This window comes from Mycobacterium sp. URHB0044 (assembly GCF_000620625.1).
Lineage (GTDB): Bacteria > Actinomycetota > Actinomycetes > Mycobacteriales > Mycobacteriaceae > Mycobacterium.
On record NZ_JIAW01000001.1, the window covers coordinates 725,396 to 743,000 of the forward strand.

Here is a 17,605-nt window from a genome sequence, read left to right on the forward strand (position 1 = left end):
CCCTATCTGTATGCGCGTCGAAGGAGCTGATCGAGTGCAACCCAACCCAGCGACCATCACCACGATCAGGGCGCCGTCACCGGAGGAACGACGCAGGATGGCGCGCGATCAGTTCGCTGTGCTCGGTGATCTATTGGACGAGCGCACCTTTCGGCACATCCTGGCGCTGGGCATCCGCGACGGCTGGCACTGTTGGGAGGCCGGCGCCGGCGGCGACGGCGTCCCCAGCTGGCTGGCCCGGCAGGTCGGGCCCGCGGGGCGGGTGTTGGCCTCCGACATCGACACGTCCGCACTGGAGGACGTCGAGAACCCGGCTTTCGAGGTGCGCCGTCACGATCTGACGGTCGACCCGCCACCGGGAGCCGACTTCGACTTGGTGCATGCCCGGCTGGTGCTCGAGCACCTCGGCAACCCGTCGGCGGCACTGGCGACCGCGGTGACCGCGCTACGGCCCGGTGGCTGGCTGCTCGTGGAGAGCTCCGATCCCATGCTGCAGCCGTTGGCCTGCCCGGAGCAGACCGGGCCCAGCCAAGCGTTGGCCAACAAGCTGCGCAGCGCGGTGTGGAGCGCGCTGGCCGCGCGCTCCGACCTCAGCCTCGGACGGACGCTGCCGCGACGACTGCGGCAGGCCGGGTTGACCGAGGTGGAGGCCGAGGTGGGGTTCACCATGGGCGGGCCGAATGCCCGGCGCCTGCAAGCCACGCTGGTGATGCGTGCCGGTCCCGCCTTGATCGCCGCCGGATCGGCGACAGCGCAAGAGATCGACCAACATCTCGCCGACCTGGACACCGGCCAACTCGACATTGCGGCCTTCCCCGTCGTGTCGGCCTGGGGACGCAAGCCGGCCGATCAGCCACCTACCCGAACGGAGCACAGATGAACCGCCGCAGCATGCGCCCCTTGTACGAGGTGCTCTCGCGAATCGGCGGAAATCCTGCGCTCAACGGCGCCGACGTGCCCGACAGCTGGCTGATCGAATACGTCGAAGGCGGCCACCGACTCGAACCTGGTCACGCGCTGGACCTGGGCTGCGGTGCCGGGCGCAACACGCTCTACCTCGCCCGCCGCGGATGGCAAGTCACCGGGATCGACATGATCAGCCACGCCGTTGCCATCGCACGATCCCGCGCGGTCGGTGACGCGTCCGGCGCGCGATTTCTACGAGGAGACGTCACCCGACTGGACGACCTCGACATCGGCGATGGCTATGACCTCATCGTCGACAGCGGCTGCTACTACAACCTCTCCGACGGACAGCGAGACGCCTACGCCGACGGTGTTACGCGCGTTGCTGCCCCGGGTGCGCTGCTGTGCATGGCTGGATTCACGAAAGTTCGCGGCGTCGTTCCCGGCATATCCGAGGACGACGTGCGTGGCCGCTTTCCCGCCTGGGCTTTGCGAGCCAGCGGCGTGGTGCCGATCGAGGAGATCGCCCGCCACACTCCCATCCCACCGCCCTTCAAGGTAGGGATGCGCAGCGGGCGACTGCGAATCCTGCGCTTCGAACTCGTCCGCACTTCGCCTACTACGACTAGCGATGGCGCCGATGCGACGATAGGGCCATGACCGCAACCCTCGTCGCCAAGAACGTGGCAGGCGGGTTCGCCCACCGCACCCTCTTCGAGGGCGTCGACCTCACCGTGGCACCGGGCGACGTCATCGGCGTCGTCGGCGCCAACGGGGCAGGCAAGAGCACGCTGCTGCGCATCCTCGCCGGGAATCTCGCACCGCTCGAGGGAACGGTCAACGTCGCGCCTCCCGACGGGTTCATCGGTTGGCTGCCGCAGGAGCACGAGCGGGTGCCCGGGGAGACCGTCGCCGCATACATCGCGCGGCGGACGGGATGCACCGAGGCGACGAACGCCATGGAAGCAGCGGCCGCAGCGCTGTCCGATCCGGATCACAGCGCGGCCCAGGCCGACGCCTACTCCGCCGCGCTGGATCACTGGCTGGCGACCGGGGCGGCCGACCTCGACGAGCGATTGCCCGCGGTTCTGGCCGATCTCGGGCTCGACTCCGACGCGGTGCGGCCGGAGTCACCGATGACTGCGCTGTCGGGCGGGCAGGCGGCGCGGGTTGGGCTGGCGGCGCTGATGCTGTCGCGCTTCGACATCGTGCTGCTCGACGAGCCGACCAACGACCTCGACCTCGACGGCCTCGCCCGGCTGGAGGACTTCGTCGGAGAACTGCGCGGTGGCGTGGTGCTGGTGAGTCACGATCGGGAGTTCCTGTCCCGCACCGTCACCCGCGTCCTCGAGCTTGACTTGGCCCAGAACACGACCACGGTCTTCGGCGGCGGGTACGAAAGCTATCTGGAGGAGCGTGAGGTCGGCCGCCGACACAAACGCGAACAGTACGACGAGTTCGCCGAGAAGAAGGCCGACCTCGTGGCACGCGCACGCACCCAACGGGAATGGTCGAGCCAGGGTGTCCGCAACGCGATGCGCAAGGCCCCCGACAACGACAAGAATCGACGCCGGGCGGCCACCGAGTCCAGCGAGAAGCAGGCGCAGAAGGTCCGCCAGATGGAGAGCCGGATCGCGCGCCTGGAAGAGGTCGCCGAACCCCGCAAGGAATGGTCGCTCGAGTTCACCATCGGAGCGGCGCCGCGATCGAGCTCGGTCGTCGCGACACTCGTCGATGCCATTGTGCGCCAAGGTGATTTCGTGCTCGGCCCTGTCTCGCTACAAGTCGATGCCGGCGAGCGGATCGGCATCACCGGTCCCAACGGGGCGGGAAAGTCGACGCTGCTGCGGTTGCTCCTCGGCCGACAGCGGCCCGACGAAGGCCGTGCGAGTCTTGGCGCGAACGTCGACATCGGCGAAATCGACCAGGCGCGTGCCGATTTCACCGGTGACGAGCGGCTCGTCGATCGCTTCGAGCAGCGAGTCCCGACCTGGACGACCGCCGACGTGCGGACTCTGCTCGCCAAGTTCGGCCTGCGCACCGACCACGTCGAACGGACGGTGGACGAGCTCTCGCCCGGTGAGCGGACCCGTGCCGGTCTTGCCCTGCTGCAGGCGCGGGGCACCAACGTGCTGGTGCTCGACGAGCCGACGAACCATCTCGACCTCCCCGCGATCGAACAGCTCGAGCAAGCGCTCGACTCCTACGACGGCGCGTTGTTGCTGGTGACGCACGACCGTCGGATGCTGCAGAACGTGCGGCTGGACCGGTCGTGGCTCGTCGACGGTGGCCGCGTCGTGGAGTTGTAGTGCGGACGCAGCGCCGCGGCAAGGATGCGGTCGAGGGCCCGGTCGGGGAGGAAGCGCACCACACGGATCAGGGCGGCTTCGCGGCCGACGGTGTAGCGGGTGCGCGGCTTGCGTGCCGTGATCGCGTCGGCGATCACCACGGCTGCGGCGTCGGCGGGCAGGCCTGACTTGGTCGACGTCGCGGCCTGCGTGTTGACGGCCTGCATCAGTCCGCCGTAGCGCCGACGTTGATCGGGCGTCATGGCCGGCACCAGGTCATTGGCTGCCGCGATCGCCCGCCCGAGCATTTCCGTGCGCACGGCGCCCGGTTCGACCACGACCACGTGGACGCCGAACGGCGCCAATTCACGTCGTAAGGAATCGCTGACTGCTTCGAGCGCGAATTTCGTTGCGGCATAAGGACCGTAGGTAGCCATGGCCACCTTGCCGCCCACCGAGCTGATGTTGATCACCCGACCCGAACTGTCGAGCAGGGCGGGCAGCAACGCCTGTGTCAGGGCGACGTGGCCGAAGAGGTTGACCTCGAACATGTGTCGCCACTCGTCGATCGCGAAGGCCTCGATCGGGACGTTGGCCTGAATGGCGGCGTTGTTCACCAGTGCCCGCACGGCCCTGCCCTGCGGATCGTCGTTCACCCGCCTGGCGAGCGCCAAGACGTGATCCGAGTTGGTGATGTCGATGATCACCGGCTCGATACCCGGGCCCCGGATGGCGTCGGCATCCTCGTCGCGCCGGACACCCGCGAGGACATGGAATCCCCGCCGGGCGAGTTCGCGGGCGGTGGCCGCGCCGATGCCGGTGGACGCGCCGGTGACGACGGCAAGCTCTCGATTGTCAGATGACGTTGTCATCTGAGCCAACGTACCCGCTCAGATGACGATGTCAACTAGAGTGGATGATCATGAGTCGCGCCGAATCTGCCGCCGCCACCAGGCGCGCTTTGCTCGACGACGCCGCCGAACTTCTGGACGCGGGCGGTCCGGCCGCAGTGACGCTGCGCGAGGTGGGCGCACGGGCAGGCGTGACCCGTGGAGCGCCATACCGGCACTTCGCCGACAAGGAGAGCCTGCTGACCGCCGTCGCCGCGGAAGGCTGGGAGCGCCTCGGCGATGAGATGTGCACACTGCAATCTGACTCAAGACTTCGGCCCGCCGACAAGTTGCGAGCAGCGCTGGTCGCCGTCATCGCCCTAAGCCGCCGGCAGCCGCACCTCTACCAACTGATGTTCAGCACGCCGTCAGGAGATCCGGCGGCGGTGGTCCGGGCCGCACAGCGGATGTGCGACGAGTTCATCGTCATCGTCATCGAAGTGACCGGCGAACGCGACGCCGAGCGCACCGCGGCGACCCTCCTGACCGCCGCGCACGGAGCCGCCGGCCTGGAACTGAGTGGCCTTCTCCGCACGGAGAAATGGCACACCACCGCCGAGGAACTCATCGACGGAATCGCGGCGACGGTCACGCCGAGTCGTGCGCAATCTGCTCGGCCGTCGACTCCGTAGCGTGCTTCGCGGCGATGTAACCGAACGTCATCGCAGGCCCGATGTTGATGCCCCCGGCGGGGTAATGCCCGCCCATGACGCTGGCCTGATCGGAACCGACGGCGTAGAGGCCCGGTACCGGATTGTCGGAGTCGTCGAGCACGCGGGCCGATGCGTCGGTGACCACGCCGGCGAACGTGCCGAAACTACCGGGCACCACCTTGACGGCATAGAACGGCCCCTTTTCCAATGGCGCGAGCGACGGGTTGGGAAACGGGTTGTCTGGATCGCCAGAACCACGATTGAAAGGCGTTTCACCACGGTGGAATTCGGGATCCTCGCCGCGCCGCGCGTGATCGTTGAACGACGCAACCGTTGACTGCAGTTGGACGGGGTCGATTCCGCACTCGCGCGCCAGGTCCGCGATCGTGCGGCCTCGCTTGAGGTAGCCCGATCGAACGTAGGGCCACACCGGGATTGGGCGCGGCTTGGACATGCCCAGGGGGTACAACCGCTGGAAGCGGTGGTCGCACACCAGCCAGGAACACACCTCTTCTCCGTGCGGCACTGCGCGGATCATCGCTGTGGTGTAGTCGTGGTAGCCGTCGGCCTCGTTCACGAAGCGTCGCCCCGAGGCCAATACGCCTATCACGCCGGGCTTTCCGCGATCGAGGATGTGGGGAAACACCCCGGTCCGACCATTGCGATACGGAACCAGCGAGACCGGGCAGTAGGCGACCGGTGATGCGACGGTCGTGTCGAGGCGTCCTCCGGCCGATTCGGCGAGAGCGATGCCATCGCCGGCGGCGGTATCGGGTGCCAGGGTCCAGTGCTCGCGCCCGGTAGGGGTGCGGGGGAAGTGCGTCTTCCGCATCGCCACGTTGCTCGGGAAGCCGCCTGTCGCCAGGACCACCCCCTGTGTCACGTGGACGGTGAGCGGCCCGGTTGGCCCGTCGAGGCGCGCTCCGACAACGCCCCGCGCGTCGTCGGTGATCAGCGCCCGTGCCGGCGACGACACTCGCACGTCGACTCCCAACTCGTGGGCCGATGTCATGAGCCGACCGATCAGCGCGGCGCCGTTGACGAGCTGCATGCCCCTGCGGGCGATCGCCATGTCGACGAGGTGGCGACTGACTCGGCGTGCGGCGTGGGCAAAGGCCTTGGGGGAGCGGGTGGCGTGCAGGAACGCCTGCAGGTCTGGGCCGGCCATGATGCCCATGCCCAGAAATGAGGTTTCGTACAGCTGCCAGCGCATCATCCTTCTGACGGCAGCGGGGATCCCGTAGGCGTCGATCGGTTGTGGCGCCACGGAACGGTGTCCGGTTCCCGCGCCCGGTGTGCCGCCGTAGATGTCGGCAATGTTGGTTCCGGGCACGAACTGCAGCCGGGTGTTGTCGTGGAAGAACTCGACCATTCGCGGTGCACTCCGGAGAAACGCGTCCACCTTGGCGGCGTCGAAGTTCGCCCCGAGGCGGTGCTCGAGATAAGTGCGTGGCAGATCGACGCTTTCATACACGCCATCTGCGACAGCCAGTGGGTTGCCCGGCGCCCACATCCAGCCGCCGGACCATGCTGTCGCGCCGCCGCAGACGTCGGACTTCTCGGCTACGACGACTTTCGCGCCCCGGTAGGCCGCGGTGACCGCTGCCGAGAGTCCGCCCGCACCCGCGCCGATGACGAGTAGGTCGCAAGAGATGTCGGTCATCGTTTCGCCTGCCCGGTCCACCTGTACGACCACAGCGAGCTCAAGAGTGCAGTGATAGACGCAGCAGCGAGCAGAGCGGCCACCGGAAGCCAATTGCCACTCTCGTCCAGCAGCGCGGTAGCAATCAGCGGTACGAATCCGCCCACGGCCCCGGCCACCGCGTATCCGAAACCGGCTCCGCTATAACGAATTCGCGCATCGAACATGTCGGTGAACCAGGTTTGCTGAACCGAGGTCGAAATGTTGTGTCCGAGATTGATGAGGATGAAGAAGCCGAGGACCATCATGGGAATCGATCCGGTCTCCAGTGCACGGAAGAAGGGGACACCCGCGGCTGCGGCACAGAGCGGTCCGACGACGTAGAACCAACGGGCCCCGACCCGATCGGCAAGAAATCCCCAGAATGACGTGATCGGCACGGCCAGCACCAGGGCGACCATCGACGCCGTGAGCACACTGCTCGGCGGCGTGTCCGTGTAGTTCTTGACGTACACCAACGAGAACGTGAACCCGAGGTAGAAAGTGCTCTGGTCCACCAATCGCATGCCGATGATGGCGACGATCTGCTTGGGGCTGGTCCTCAGCGCTTCCAGTAGGGGAGCGGCTTGCTTCTTCTTCGTCTTCTCCAACTCTGCGAACACCTTGGATTCTGGAACTCCGCTGCGTATCCATAGGCCGACAAGCGCGAACAAGATGCTGATCAAGAACGGTAGTCGCCAACCCCAGGACTGGAATTGCTGTTCCGTGGTCAGGTTGGTGACGAGCGCAAATGCCATGGTGCCCAGGAGCAGTCCGAGAAAGGAACCGATCTGGACACCGCTGGCGACGAAGTTGCGCTTGTTCTTGGGGGCGTTCTCGACTGCCATCAAGGCGGCGCCGCCCCATTCGCCACCCACCGCGATGCCCTGCACCGAGCGCAACAGAATCAGCAGGATCGGAGCTGCGATGCCAATCATGGCGTAGCTGGGCAACAAGCCGATCGCCGTACTGGCAAGGCCCATCAGCAAGATGGTGATTACCAGCATCTTTCGTCGTCCTACGCGGTCGCCGAAGTGACCAAAGATCGCTCCGCCGATCGGGCGGAAGACGAAGCCCACGGCGAATGAGCCAAGGGACGCCAGAGTGCCTACGGCCGGAGTCTCGTTGGGGAAGAACAACGGTCCAAATACCAGCGCTGCCGCAGTCCCGTACAGGAAGAAGTCATACCAATCGACGATCGCACCGACCGTGCTGGCCATGGCTGCGCGTCGCGAACGTTGTCGGACGGGTGGGTCGGAAGCTCGATCGTGTACGCCATCCACGATGTGCCTCGGAATCGGTTCCGACGCTGGAGCATTCGAGGGCGTTATGGTGGGCTCTCTTTCGTCGAGTGGTGCTGTGGGCGTCATAGCCACTTGCAGGGAGAGAATCGCGATGCAACAATGACTACGTAGTCAAACTGTGATCCACAGCATAAGTACGCCGGCGACGGTACGTCAACCCTCGCCTGTAACAGCGCAAAGGACCTCCGTGACACGACCCATCGGACTAGCCCATCTATCCGCCCTGCACTTGTCTCCCCCTGAGTTGGTCGAAGTCGCGGCCAGCTGCGGGTACGCCTCGGTGGGTGTCCGCGTTCATCCCGCGACGCCCTCGGAGGCGCGGTATCCCATGACGGCGGGTTCACCGATGGCGGCGCAGACTGTTGCCCGGCTCGCAGACGTCGGTCTGGCTGTGTTCGACGTCGAAGTCTTCACCCTGGACGGCACACGCGGTCGCGAGCAATGGCTGCCGGTACTGGAGGCGGGGGCATTTCTGGGGGCAAGCGTGCTCAACGTGATCGGCGGCGATGAACAGCGAAATCGCTTGATCGACAACCTGAGTGGTCTAGTGCGTGATGCACGCGAGTTCGGGATCATGCCGTTGATCGAGCCGATTTCGTACCAGAAGGTCGATACGTTCGCCGCCGCCGTCTCCGTCGCCGCACGCACCGGTTGCGGAATCATGCTCGACGTCTTGCACTTCGTTCGCGCAGGCGGAACCGCCAACGACTTAGAGGCCGCTCCTGAGGGAATGGTTCAGCTCATTCAACTTTGTGACGGGCCTGCCGAGGTTCCCCACCTGGCGGCGCCGGCGCGCATGCCGCTCGGGCAAGACACCGACGGATCTGCCCGTCAAATCGAGTCGCGGGCAAGACGTCTCGTCCCGGGTGCGGGTGACTTCCCGCTCGACGCGATCCTCGCGAAGTTGCCGGGGGTACCGATCAGCATCGAGGTGCCCGACGTCGTCTTCGTCGAAACCTTCGGCGTCGCACGCCACTTGGCGCGGCTCATGACATCGACTCGCAACCTGCTCGCCACCGAACGAAGGAATGTGCTGCAATGACCGTACTGGACGCCGCTACCGTCGCCGATTCGTCGATCTTCTACCCCGGCCGATTCGCGGGGCGGGTCATTCTCGTTACCGGCGCCGCCGGGGGCCTGGGATCGGTAACGGTCGAGCGGCTCATTCGTGAAGGTGCATCGGTTGTCGGCACCGATATCGTGGCTAACCAGAACAACGTTGGCGCATGCTTGTCTGCGCTAGACGTGACGGATCGCGCGGCGTGGGAGGAGACGGTGGCCCGAGTCCTGGCCACCCATGGTCGGATCGACGGCGCCTTGTTCGCCCACGGGATTCAAGGACCGGAGACGTCGATTCCATCCATGCCGGTCGACGGATGGTCGAAGACCATGAGCGTCAACCTCGACGGCTGTTTTCACGGACTCGCCGTATTGCTCCCGGTTTTGGTGTCTCAGGGGTACGGCAGGGTGGCGGTTCTCTCCTCGATTTCGGCGCGTGAGGGCAATCCGCATCAAGCCGCCTATTCCGCGTCGAAGGCCGCCGTGGTTTCTCTGGTCAAGACCGCCGCCAAGGAGGTGGCTCGAGACAACGTGACCGTCAACGCCATTGCGCCATCGATGATGCAAACTCCAATGCTGGCCGACCTCAGCCCGGAACGGAACGCGGCACTGCTATCCCGGGTTCCCATGGGACGCGTTGGCAGCACGGCCGAGTTCTCGGCTCTGGCGACTTGGTTGTTGTCCGTCGAGGCAAGCTACGTCACCGGTCAAACACTCGATCTGAGCGGAGGGCGCAACACCGCTTGACGACGCGTCGCCGATAGGATGAGTAGGTGGTGACGAGCGTCGACCTTGCTGCCCACTTGGGTTTGAGCCAGTCGACGGTGTCGCGCGTGATGCGCGGCGACCCCGCCGTGACGGAGAAGACCACCAAACGAGTGCTCGCCGCCGCGCGAGAACTCGGGTACGTCCCGAACTCCGCAGCCCGCAGCTTGGTCACCAAGCGCGCACGGGCCATCGGGGTCGTCGTCGCAGACTTGAAGTCCCCGTTCTACCCAGCAGTGGTCGACGCCATCCAGCACCGGCTGAGCCAACAGGGCTACCGGATGGCGCTCATTCGGGATCCCGACATTCCCAAGGACGTCGACAGCGTCGACGTCCTCGACCCAGCGACAGTCGACGGAATGATCTTCGTTTCGGCGCGACGGAAATCGCGCACGGTCCGCAAGGTGCTCGAACGGAACACGCCCGTCGTGCTGTTGAGTCGAAACGATCCAACGCTGAATCTCGAGGCCGTGCTCTCCGATGACGACGGGGCCGGTGAATTGGTCATCGACCACTTGGCCGGGCTCGGCCACCGCGAGATCGCCATCCTGTCGGTCCCCCGCGACCGGACCAACGGTGCCGCACGCGAGGATGGTGCTCGTCGAGCACTCAAGCGTCGCGGTATCGCGTTGCCCAAGGACTATGTCCGGCGGGGCGAGATAGACCACGAGCATGGGGTACAGATGGCCACCGAGTTGCTCTCGGTGGACCGCCCCCCGTCGGCCATCTTCTGTGTGACCGACGAACTGGCGTTCGCTGCCTTGGACGCGGCTGCGCGTCTCGGCGTGCGGGTACCCGAAGAGCTGTCCGTGGTCGGCTTCGACGATTCGCCACAGGCCGAGTGGGCCATGATCAACCTGACGACGGTCCATCAACCGATCGAGGACATGGCCGGCGAAGCGGTCCGGTTGTTGCTGGCCCGGCTGGATGACGACGTTCCCGAACAGCCGGGTGCGCGGGTCTTTCCCGTCACCCTGCACGTACGGGGCACCACCGGTCCGGCACCAACCAGGTAACTCGCGGCGACGGTACCCTCGCGGTAATGCAAGACACTCCGGCCGCCGAGGTCGAATCGGTCGCACGCGCACGCCCCCGGCGGCGCAGGCGCCGGCTGCTTCTCGTCTTCACCATCACGTTGCTCCTGCTGGGAGTGCCCTGGTGGACGCTGTTGGTGGCGGGCACGCAATGGCCGACGGGCATGGTCGTCGCCGGCACCATCGCCTTCGCCGCGGCGTTCGTCGGGCTGCCGGTCATGATGACGCTCGGGCACGGCCGGCACCGCGACTGGGCCGCCGCGACGGGCGACGCGCTGCTCGGGGCGATCTGGGTGCTGTTCGTCTGGTCGGTGTTGTCCGTACTGCTTCGGCTCGCCTTGCTGGTCGGCGGCGTCGGGGAGCCGGGGCGTTCGCGCATCGTCGCGGGCGTGGTGGTGGCCGTCGTCGTCGCCCTCCTCGCGTGGGGGTATGCCGAGGCGATGCGGGTGCCGCGCATCAGGCGCGTCGACGTCGGAATCTCTCGACTGGGTCCCGGACTGGACGGTCTGCGCGTCGCGGTGATCACCGACACCCACTACGGGCCGATCGACCGGGCGCGCTGGTCGGCCGGGGTGGTGGATCGCGTCAACGAACTCGATGCCGACGTCGTCTGCCACGTCGGCGACATCGCCGACGGAACGGTGGACGTCCGGGAGCCGCAGGCCAGACCGCTCGCCTCGGTGCGCGCGCGGCTCGCCCGCGTCTACGTCACCGGCAACCATGAATACTTCAGCGAGGCGCAGGGCTGGCTCGATTACATCGACGGAATCGGCTGGGATGCATTGCACAACCGGCACATTGCCGTCGAACGCGACGGCGACAAGCTGGTCATCGCGGGCGTCGACGACGCCACGGCCCAAGGCTCCGGCGTCGCTGGACACGGCGCGAATCTCGAAGCGGCGCTGGCGAATACCGATTCAAGGCTGCCGGTGCTGCTGCTCGCCCATCAGCCCAAGCAGATCACCGCGGCGGTCGCTGCGGGAGTGGACCTGCAGATCTCGGGACACACCCACGGCGGGCAGATCTGGCCGTTCAACTTCCTCGTTCGACTCGATCAACCCGTCGTGCAGGGACTGAGCAAGCATGGCGAGCGCACGCAGCTCTATACGAGTCGGGGTACCGGCTTCTGGGGCCCACCGTTCCGCGTCTTCGCGCCCAGCGAGATCACGCTACTGACGCTGCGTCGCACGGCCTGAGAATCTCGGCGTGTCCCAGCTGACCGACGCCGTCCGCCACGCACTGGCCGCCGCCGGTGACCCGAGCCGCGCTCCCGCGATGCAGGCGTACATGAAGTCGGAGATGCCCTACTACGGCGTGCGCCTTCCCGATGTTCGTCGGATCTGCCGGCCGATCTTCGCCGCGCATCCCGTCGAGTCGGACGGTGCCTTCGACGACACCGTCGAGAGTCTCTTCGTCGATGCGACACACCGCGAAGAGCGCTACGCCGCAATCGAACTCGCCAAACACCGGCTCTACCGCGCGTTCCAGACACCGGACCGAATTCCGCTGTACTGCAGACTGATCATCGCCGGTGCCTGGTGGGACACGGTCGACGAGATCGCCGCCAACGTGATCGGCCCGATCTTGATCGCGCATCCCGCCGACGTTCGTCCGACCGTGCTCGGGTGGGCGACCGATCCGAATCTCTGGCTGCGCCGAACGTCGATCATCGCGCAGTTGGGCGCGAAGCAAGGGACGGATCTGACGCTGCTCACATCGGCCATCGACGCGAACTTCGATGACTCCGACTTCTTCATTCGCAAGGCCATCGGGTGGGCGCTGCGGCAGTACGCGCGCACAGACCCGGAGTGGGTACGAGCCTTCGTCGCCGACCGAGAAGACCAACTCAGCGGTCTGTCGAAACGGGAGGCGCTCAAGCACCTGTAGTACTGGGCCTTGACAACCTACAACCGATTGGTTGTATGTTTAGTGCGTGATCGAGACCGACGAGGACCGGGCGGACGCCCTGTTCCACGCGCTCGCCGACCGGACCCGGCGCGACATCATGCGCCGGGTGCTGGCCGGAGAGCACTCGGTTTCCACGCTCGCCGCGGGGTACGAGATGAGCTTCGCGGCGGTACAGAAGCACGTCGTCGTGCTGGAGAAGGCGGGTCTGCTCACCAAGCGGCGTAGTGGTCGCGAGCAGCTGGCCAGCGGTGACGTGGCTGCGGTGCGGTCGGTGGCCTCCATGCTGACCGAGCTGGAACAGGTGTGGCGTGGCCGCATCGCCCGCATCGACGAACTCATCTCATTCGACCCAACCAAGGAGAACTGAACGATGCCCGTGACCGACGTCCAACACGACCTCGACGCGCTGACGCTCACCATCACCGCCGACTTCGCCGCGCCGGTGGCGCGTATCTGGCAGGTCTACGCCGACCCGCGTCAGCTCGAGAAGGTTTGGGGGCCACCGACTTACCCGGCCACCGTGGTCGACCACGACCTCGCGCCCGGCGGCCGCATGACGTACTTCATGACCGGCCCGGACGGCGACAAGCACGCCGGATACTGGCAGATCACGTCCGTCGACGAGCCGACGAGCTTCACCTTCGTCGACGGTTTCGCCGACCTGGACTTCAACCCGAACCCCGAGATGCCGGTCTCGAAGAACGTCTACACCTTCGCCGAACACGACGGCGGCACGCGGGCGATCTTCACGAGCACCTTCGAGTCCGCCGAGGCGTTGCAGCAAGTCCTCGACATGGGCATCGTCGAGGGCGCCTCGTTGTCGATCAACCAGATCGACGACCTGATTGCGTCCTGACGCGGGCTAGAGTCCGGCGTTGCGGGCCAAGTCGATCGCGTACTGGTTGACGAAGCGCCCGGCGCCGGGCTCACCCCGGCCGCACGAACCGTCGGATTCACCGGGGCGTTTGATCCACAGGAAGGCGTCGACGTTGCCGTTGCCGGTATCCGTCGTCGGGCGGGCGCCGAGCGCCCGTCCGGTCGGATTGCACCAGTACATTTCGCCCTCGGCCGGGCCGGCACCGTTGCGCGACGTGTCGATGACGTAGGGCTTGCCGCCCGTCATCCCGGAGATGGCGTCGCCGTATCCGATCTCTTCGGCGGTGGTGAAGAAGTTCGCGGTGTTGAGGCTGAAGCCCCGTGCCTTGGCGACGCCGACCTGGTTGAGCCGGTTGGCCATCTCGCCGGCGGCCGTCCACCGGGAGTGCCCGGCGTCGACGTAGACGGCCGTGGCGGGGTTGCGGGTCAACGCGTCGACGGCGTAGCTCATCAGGTCGAAGCGCTCCTGGCGCTGGTCACCCGACAGGCAGTCGGCCATGGAGAGGGCATCGGGTTCGAGGATGACCGTCGCCGGGCCAGCGCCGATGGCGCCCGCGACGCCATCGATCCAGCCCTTGTACGCGCCGGCGGACCCGAATCCACCGGCGGCGAAGCTGCCGCAGTCGCGGTGCGGAATTCCGTACAGCGCGAGTACCGGCATGGTGCCGGCAGCCTGAGCTGCGGCAATGTACTGCGCGTCGACCGCAGGAGTAGACAGGTTGTCCATCCAGTACGCGGTCGGTGTGTCGGCGATGGCGTTCAGCTCCGGGCTCGGCGGGTTGACGCCGTTGGCGGCGTTCCTGGCCTTGGAGGAGGGGTTGACGTAGAACGGCAATCCGGCCAACGGGTTCGCGTCGGCGGCCAGGCGCACCGTCGGGGCCGGAACGGCAGGCACTGGGTCAGCGATCACGCCCGCGGCGACCGCCGCGATGGCAAGGAAGGGGGAGATCCAACGTGTTACTGCACCAGCAGCTGAGGACGTCACCCCAGAAAAATAGTGGGGCTACGCAGTAAGCGCCAATCCGCGACTGACTCTCGACTGCGGGTTCGCAAATCAACGACCAGCTTGGCTGCGCGCTGCCCGGGTTGCTGGTGGGTTGCTGGTTGGTCACGACCATAGGTCGCTCTTGAACGCCACCGGGCGAAGGTGTGCCGACGGATTCCCAGTGAACTCCAAGCACATTCACAGATTTGTCTGGACTGTCCAAAGCCCGCGAACTGGGTGAGGTCTCTGTCAGAATGTGCTTTGCTCCGTCCCCCCGAGTGAAGCGGAGCATCGGCGCGGCGAGGGATGATCCGACATGGCGGGTGAGGTTGTCGACGACCACACCGTGGTCGGCCGTGCCATGGCCCTCATCGAGGCGGTGGCCATCTGCGGTCCACGAGTCACTTTGGCTGAGCTGGCTGCGGTCAGTGGCATCCCCAAGCCCACGGTGTTGCGAATTGCAACCGGCCTGGTGAGCCGGCAGCTGCTCACGCGCACCGACGGCGGTTACTCGCTGGGCCCCGAACTGAGTCGCCTCGGTGAAAAGGCCGCCCTGCAACGAGATTTCGAGCGCTACGTCCCGGTCATGGAGGATCTTCACGCAGCATACGGGGGAATCGCGTGGATGGCCGCCGGACGTGAGCTGGAAGATGTTGCGCCTGTCGTGCGGGTCTCCGATCCAGAGTTCGTCGTCCTTGCGCGCCACGGATGGCCGGCACCGGGCAGCGTGGCGATGTTGACGAGCACTGCTTTGGGCCATTTAGCGCTCGCGCAGCAACCAGAACTATTCGAACGCGTCGCCCGGCGTCCAATGGCGCCATCCGCGCCCAACGCCCCACGCGACGTCCGACAGTTGTTCGCGTCTGTGCAACGAGCTCGCCAGGAGGGTTTCGCCGTGGAATCCGAACAGAGCACCCCGGGGTGGAGCTGTGTGGCCGCGCCGCTGCCAACCACGACAGACACGAAGGCCGTCATCGGTGTCACTCTGCCCGTAGGCCGCGCCAACGCGCGCGAAATCATCCGCGCCGTCCTTCGTGCGTTCGACGCCGTCGCGGCAGACATCGGCCCGCTGCATCGACCTTCGAGCTGACGGATGAGCGGAGCGCCGTAGCGCGTCCTAGCCGTCCGCGCCGGGGCTGCCGGTCTGCCCGTCGGTATGGCTGCCGGTCGAGCTGGTGGCGGGTCCACCGGGGCCGCCTGCACCGCCGGCGGCTCCCTTGCCGCCGGCTCCGCCGTTGCCGCCATCGCCGCCGAAGGCGTTGCCGGACAGGGACTGCGCAAGGCCGCCGCCACCGCCGTCGCCCCCGGGCTGCCCGGTACCGCCGGCGCCGCCGTTTCCGCCATGACCGGCCACCGCGGCGCCCAACGGGCTGCCGGCCGCGCCGCCGTCTCCGCCGCCGCCACCACTGCCAGTCGAACCGCCCTGGCCGCCAAATCCCCCTGCGCCGCCGAAGGCGTTCCCGCTCGTGCTGTTACCGGAAGCACCGTCGCCGCCGTTACCACCGTCGCCACTGCAGGCTCCGGTGCCGCCGTTGCCCCCGCCGCCACCGAGGCCCTGACCCGACGTGCTGATTCCGATCCCACCGAAGCCGCCGTCGCCGCCGTTGCCGGCGATGATCGCATTGCCGCCGTCGCCCCCGACGCCGCCAAAGGTGTTGCCCGACTTGCTCAGGCCCTCACCACCCTGGCCACCCGTGCCGCCGTCGCCGAACTGTGCGTCGCCGCCGCCGCCCCCCGAGCCGCCTGCGCCCTGGGAGGTGGTGCTCTGGCCGAGTCCGCCTATGCCGCCCGTTCCGCCGGCGCCCATCAGGCCAGCGGCGCCGCCCTCGCCGCCTCGTCCGCCGAATGCGAGACCGTCGACGCTCACGCCCTGTCCGCCCACGCCGCCAGCGCCGCCGTTGCCCAAGAGCAGCCCGCCGGATCCGCCGTTGCCACCTGCGCGTCCGACGGCGACGGCCGTGGTCTCCACGACGTCACCGCCGGCGCCGCCGTTCCCGCCGTTGCCGATCAGTCCTGCCCCGCCGCCGTTTCCGGCCGCCTGGCCGAGCGCGCCGGCTCCCCCGTTGCCACCATTGCCGAAGAAGAAGCCGCCGTGGCCACCGTCTTGGCCAGGTCCGCCGTCGGCACCGTTGCCGATCAGCAGGCCACCGTTCTCGCCCGGCTCATCGCCATTGCTGATGAAGATGCCGACCACGGCGGCGAAGAAGTCACCGATCGACGGCACTGCCGTCGGCGCTAGCGGCGTGAGTAGGGGATGGGCCGCCACCAGCGCTGTCGGATTCATTCCGGCCGACGATGAACCGCCGGAGGGCGTCGCGGAAGGGCCGAAACCGCTCGGCGCGAAGAACATCGAGGTGGAGATCGGACCGGCGCTTACACCATGTCCTACAAGGGAAGTGCCGCCCGAAACGGCGCCCTCTTCTGACGAAGAGACGGTCGTGGGTCCGGTGTTCCCCGGCAGTGCAAGCGCTGCGGCAAGCAGGCCATTCGGTGTGGCGAGCCCGGCCAATGCCACTGGTGTCGCTGCCGGCGCGGGCGAAATCGCGACGGAGCGGGGAACGGCTCGCACCGGCGCGCCGCTGGTCTGCGGGCCGGAGACGTAGGCGGTTCCGGCAGCTGCGAGTACGCCGACCGCCAGGGCGGCGGTCGCCATGGTGAGGTGGCTGGCACGTGCGGCAGTCGTCATCGCGGCCCCCCTCGGATCAAGTCAGCGAACGATACGACTTGGTGCGGCGGATTGTCGCGCGCCCGTTTCATTGAGTGAAATGGGCTCATTGAATGAAATGGGCGAGGGCTCCGGGCTAGGCAGCTCGAGCGACCAAGGCCGCTACCACGTCGGGAAAGTCCGCGGTGATGTCAGGGCCTATCTGCGGGCCGAGCTCGTCAGCTTCGGCACCGGTGATCTCGGTGCGGTACGTGACTCGGGTGCCGCCACCGTCGAGCGGCTCGAGGCGGTGCACCGTGGTGACGATGACTCCACCGAAATCGCACACGTCGGTGAATTGCTCACCGACGACGACGTCGGCCAAGCGCATGTTGATCGGCTCCTCATCCGGTCCCGGGATCATCGCGAACGTGGTGCCTGCCGTAAAGGGGCCATCCACCTTGATCTCGGCGATGCCCGGGCTCCACTGCGACCACGCCTCGATATCGGCCCAGACCTCCCACAGTGCTTGTGGCGCAACGGTTGTCTCGATGGTGTGCTCGTACTCCCACATGGACGTTGCGCCTTTCATCGACGGTCGTCGGCGCGGCC

Annotated in this window: 18 protein-coding genes; 12 read left to right on the forward strand and 6 right to left on the reverse strand. The window is 66.9% G+C overall.

Annotated elements, in window-relative coordinates:
• Positions 1 to 34 precede the first annotated feature (34 nt).
• Genes N536_RS0103540 through abc-f form a run of 3 tightly spaced genes read left to right on the forward strand, consistent with a single transcriptional unit; the run spans position 35 to position 3,215 of the window.
• Positions 35 to 880 carry a methyltransferase domain-containing protein gene (locus tag N536_RS0103540; protein ID WP_197040051.1) on the forward strand — a complete coding sequence of 282 codons (846 nt, stop codon included), beginning with the start codon at positions 35 to 37 and terminating at the stop codon, positions 878 to 880.
• The gene (locus N536_RS37350; RefSeq protein ID WP_051574200.1) at positions 877 to 1,566 is read left to right on the forward strand and encodes a bifunctional 2-polyprenyl-6-hydroxyphenol methylase/3-demethylubiquinol 3-O-methyltransferase UbiG; all 690 of its coding nucleotides are present in this window, start codon (positions 877 to 879) and stop codon (positions 1,564 to 1,566) included. Before N536_RS0103540 ends, N536_RS37350 begins: the two co-directional genes overlap by 4 nt.
• Positions 1,563 to 3,215 carry a ribosomal protection-like ABC-F family protein gene (gene abc-f / locus N536_RS0103550; RefSeq protein WP_029112341.1) on the forward strand — a complete coding sequence of 551 codons (1,653 nt, stop codon included), beginning with the start codon at positions 1,563 to 1,565 and terminating at the stop codon, positions 3,213 to 3,215. The genes N536_RS37350 and abc-f overlap by 4 nt, the downstream gene beginning before the upstream one ends.
• Here the strand turns inward: abc-f and N536_RS37355 are convergent.
• Positions 3,110 to 4,066: an SDR family NAD(P)-dependent oxidoreductase gene (locus tag N536_RS37355; RefSeq protein ID WP_081809022.1), complete on the reverse strand. Its 957-nt coding sequence runs from the start codon at positions 4,064 to 4,066 to the stop codon at positions 3,110 to 3,112. The genes abc-f and N536_RS37355 overlap by 106 nt on opposite strands.
• A gap of 50 nt (positions 4,067 to 4,116) precedes the next feature.
• On the opposite strand from N536_RS37355, the gene N536_RS37360 reads away from it, so the two are divergent.
• Positions 4,117 to 4,716: a TetR/AcrR family transcriptional regulator gene (locus N536_RS37360; RefSeq protein WP_051574235.1), complete on the forward strand. Its 600-nt coding sequence runs from the start codon at positions 4,117 to 4,119 to the stop codon at positions 4,714 to 4,716.
• Here N536_RS37360 and N536_RS0103565 read toward each other — a convergent pair.
• Together N536_RS0103565 and N536_RS37365 are read right to left on the reverse strand one after the other, a co-directional pair.
• Positions 4,673 to 6,400: an FAD-dependent oxidoreductase gene (locus tag N536_RS0103565; protein WP_029112342.1), complete on the reverse strand. Its 1,728-nt coding sequence runs from the start codon at positions 6,398 to 6,400 to the stop codon at positions 4,673 to 4,675. The genes N536_RS37360 and N536_RS0103565 overlap by 44 nt on opposite strands.
• Entirely contained in the window at positions 6,397 to 7,638 is a 1,242-nt protein-coding gene (locus tag N536_RS37365) for an MFS transporter (protein WP_051574201.1), read from the reverse strand. Before N536_RS37365 ends, N536_RS0103565 begins: the two co-directional genes overlap by 4 nt.
• Before the next feature lie 271 nt (positions 7,639 to 7,909).
• Between N536_RS37365 and N536_RS37370 the strand changes: the two genes are divergently transcribed.
• Genes N536_RS37370 through N536_RS0103605 form a run of 7 tightly spaced genes read left to right on the forward strand, consistent with a single transcriptional unit; the run spans position 7,910 to position 13,344 of the window.
• Positions 7,910 to 8,764 (forward strand): sugar phosphate isomerase/epimerase, encoded by an 855-nt coding sequence (locus tag N536_RS37370; RefSeq protein WP_036435065.1) that lies wholly within the window; start codon positions 7,910 to 7,912, stop codon positions 8,762 to 8,764.
• A complete protein-coding gene (locus tag N536_RS0103580; RefSeq protein ID WP_051574203.1) occupies positions 8,761 to 9,528 on the forward strand; it encodes an SDR family NAD(P)-dependent oxidoreductase in 768 nt (255 codons plus the stop codon). The genes N536_RS37370 and N536_RS0103580 overlap by 4 nt, the downstream gene beginning before the upstream one ends.
• 26 nt (positions 9,529 to 9,554) lie before the next feature.
• Positions 9,555 to 10,562: a LacI family DNA-binding transcriptional regulator gene (locus N536_RS0103585; RefSeq protein WP_029112344.1), complete on the forward strand. Its 1,008-nt coding sequence runs from the start codon at positions 9,555 to 9,557 to the stop codon at positions 10,560 to 10,562.
• Between the two features lie 26 nt (positions 10,563 to 10,588).
• Positions 10,589 to 11,776 carry a metallophosphoesterase gene (locus N536_RS0103590; protein WP_029112345.1) on the forward strand — a complete coding sequence of 396 codons (1,188 nt, stop codon included), beginning with the start codon at positions 10,589 to 10,591 and terminating at the stop codon, positions 11,774 to 11,776.
• Between the two features lie 10 nt (positions 11,777 to 11,786).
• Positions 11,787 to 12,467 carry a DNA alkylation repair protein gene (locus N536_RS0103595; RefSeq protein ID WP_029112346.1) on the forward strand — a complete coding sequence of 227 codons (681 nt, stop codon included), beginning with the start codon at positions 11,787 to 11,789 and terminating at the stop codon, positions 12,465 to 12,467.
• A gap of 46 nt (positions 12,468 to 12,513) precedes the next feature.
• Positions 12,514 to 12,855 carry a helix-turn-helix transcriptional regulator gene (locus N536_RS0103600; RefSeq protein ID WP_029112347.1) on the forward strand — a complete coding sequence of 114 codons (342 nt, stop codon included), beginning with the start codon at positions 12,514 to 12,516 and terminating at the stop codon, positions 12,853 to 12,855.
• Between the two features lie 3 nt (positions 12,856 to 12,858).
• Positions 12,859 to 13,344 carry an SRPBCC domain-containing protein gene (locus N536_RS0103605; RefSeq protein ID WP_029112348.1) on the forward strand — a complete coding sequence of 162 codons (486 nt, stop codon included), beginning with the start codon at positions 12,859 to 12,861 and terminating at the stop codon, positions 13,342 to 13,344.
• 6 nt (positions 13,345 to 13,350) lie between these two features.
• On the opposite strand, the gene N536_RS0103610 is transcribed toward N536_RS0103605, so the two are convergent.
• Positions 13,351 to 14,349, reverse strand: coding sequence for a glycoside hydrolase family 6 protein (locus N536_RS0103610; RefSeq protein ID WP_036435068.1), 999 nt, complete (start codon positions 14,347 to 14,349; stop codon positions 13,351 to 13,353).
• 316 nt (positions 14,350 to 14,665) lie between these two features.
• On the opposite strand from N536_RS0103610, the gene N536_RS0103615 reads away from it, so the two are divergent.
• On the forward strand, positions 14,666 to 15,439 hold the full coding sequence (locus N536_RS0103615) for an IclR family transcriptional regulator (protein ID WP_029112350.1): 774 nt from the start codon (positions 14,666 to 14,668) through the stop codon (positions 15,437 to 15,439).
• 27 nt (positions 15,440 to 15,466) lie between these two features.
• Here the strand turns inward: N536_RS0103615 and N536_RS43420 are convergent, their stop codons facing one another.
• Positions 15,467 to 17,035 carry a PGRS repeat-containing protein gene (locus N536_RS43420; protein ID WP_051574205.1) on the reverse strand — a complete coding sequence of 523 codons (1,569 nt, stop codon included), beginning with the start codon at positions 17,033 to 17,035 and terminating at the stop codon, positions 15,467 to 15,469.
• Positions 17,036 to 17,150: 115 nt separating this feature from the next.
• Positions 17,151 to 17,585 carry an SRPBCC family protein gene (locus N536_RS0103625; RefSeq protein ID WP_197040052.1) on the reverse strand — a complete coding sequence of 145 codons (435 nt, stop codon included), beginning with the start codon at positions 17,583 to 17,585 and terminating at the stop codon, positions 17,151 to 17,153.
• Positions 17,586 to 17,605: the final 20 nt, after the last annotated feature.

What these genes read in the sequence shown, in the direction of transcription:
- N536_RS37350 (WP_051574200.1), top strand. Translation starts at nt 877, where the DNA reads ATGAACCGCCGCAGCATGCGCCCCTTGTACGAGGTGCTCTCGCGAATC.
- N536_RS0103565 (WP_029112342.1), bottom strand. Translation starts at nt 6,400, where the DNA reads ATGACCGACATCTCTTGCGACCTACTCGTCATCGGCGCGGGTGCGGGC.
- N536_RS0103580 (WP_051574203.1), top strand. Translation starts at nt 8,761, where the DNA reads ATGACCGTACTGGACGCCGCTACCGTCGCCGATTCGTCGATCTTCTAC.
- N536_RS43420 (WP_051574205.1), bottom strand. Translation starts at nt 17,035, where the DNA reads ATGACGACTGCCGCACGTGCCAGCCACCTCACCATGGCGACCGCCGCC.
- N536_RS0103625 (WP_197040052.1), bottom strand. Translation starts at nt 17,585, where the DNA reads ATGAAAGGCGCAACGTCCATGTGGGAGTACGAGCACACCATCGAGACA.
- N536_RS0103615 (WP_029112350.1), top strand. Translation starts at nt 14,666, where the DNA reads ATGGCGGGTGAGGTTGTCGACGACCACACCGTGGTCGGCCGTGCCATG.
- N536_RS37360 (WP_051574235.1), top strand. Translation starts at nt 4,117, where the DNA reads ATGAGTCGCGCCGAATCTGCCGCCGCCACCAGGCGCGCTTTGCTCGAC.
- N536_RS37355 (WP_081809022.1), bottom strand. Translation starts at nt 4,066, where the DNA reads ATGACAACGTCATCTGACAATCGAGAGCTTGCCGTCGTCACCGGCGCG.
- N536_RS0103590 (WP_029112345.1), top strand. Translation starts at nt 10,589, where the DNA reads ATGCAAGACACTCCGGCCGCCGAGGTCGAATCGGTCGCACGCGCACGC.
- N536_RS37365 (WP_051574201.1), bottom strand. Translation starts at nt 7,638, where the DNA reads ATGGCCAGCACGGTCGGTGCGATCGTCGATTGGTATGACTTCTTCCTG.
- N536_RS0103605 (WP_029112348.1), top strand. Translation starts at nt 12,859, where the DNA reads ATGCCCGTGACCGACGTCCAACACGACCTCGACGCGCTGACGCTCACC.
- abc-f (WP_029112341.1), top strand. Translation starts at nt 1,563, where the DNA reads ATGACCGCAACCCTCGTCGCCAAGAACGTGGCAGGCGGGTTCGCCCAC.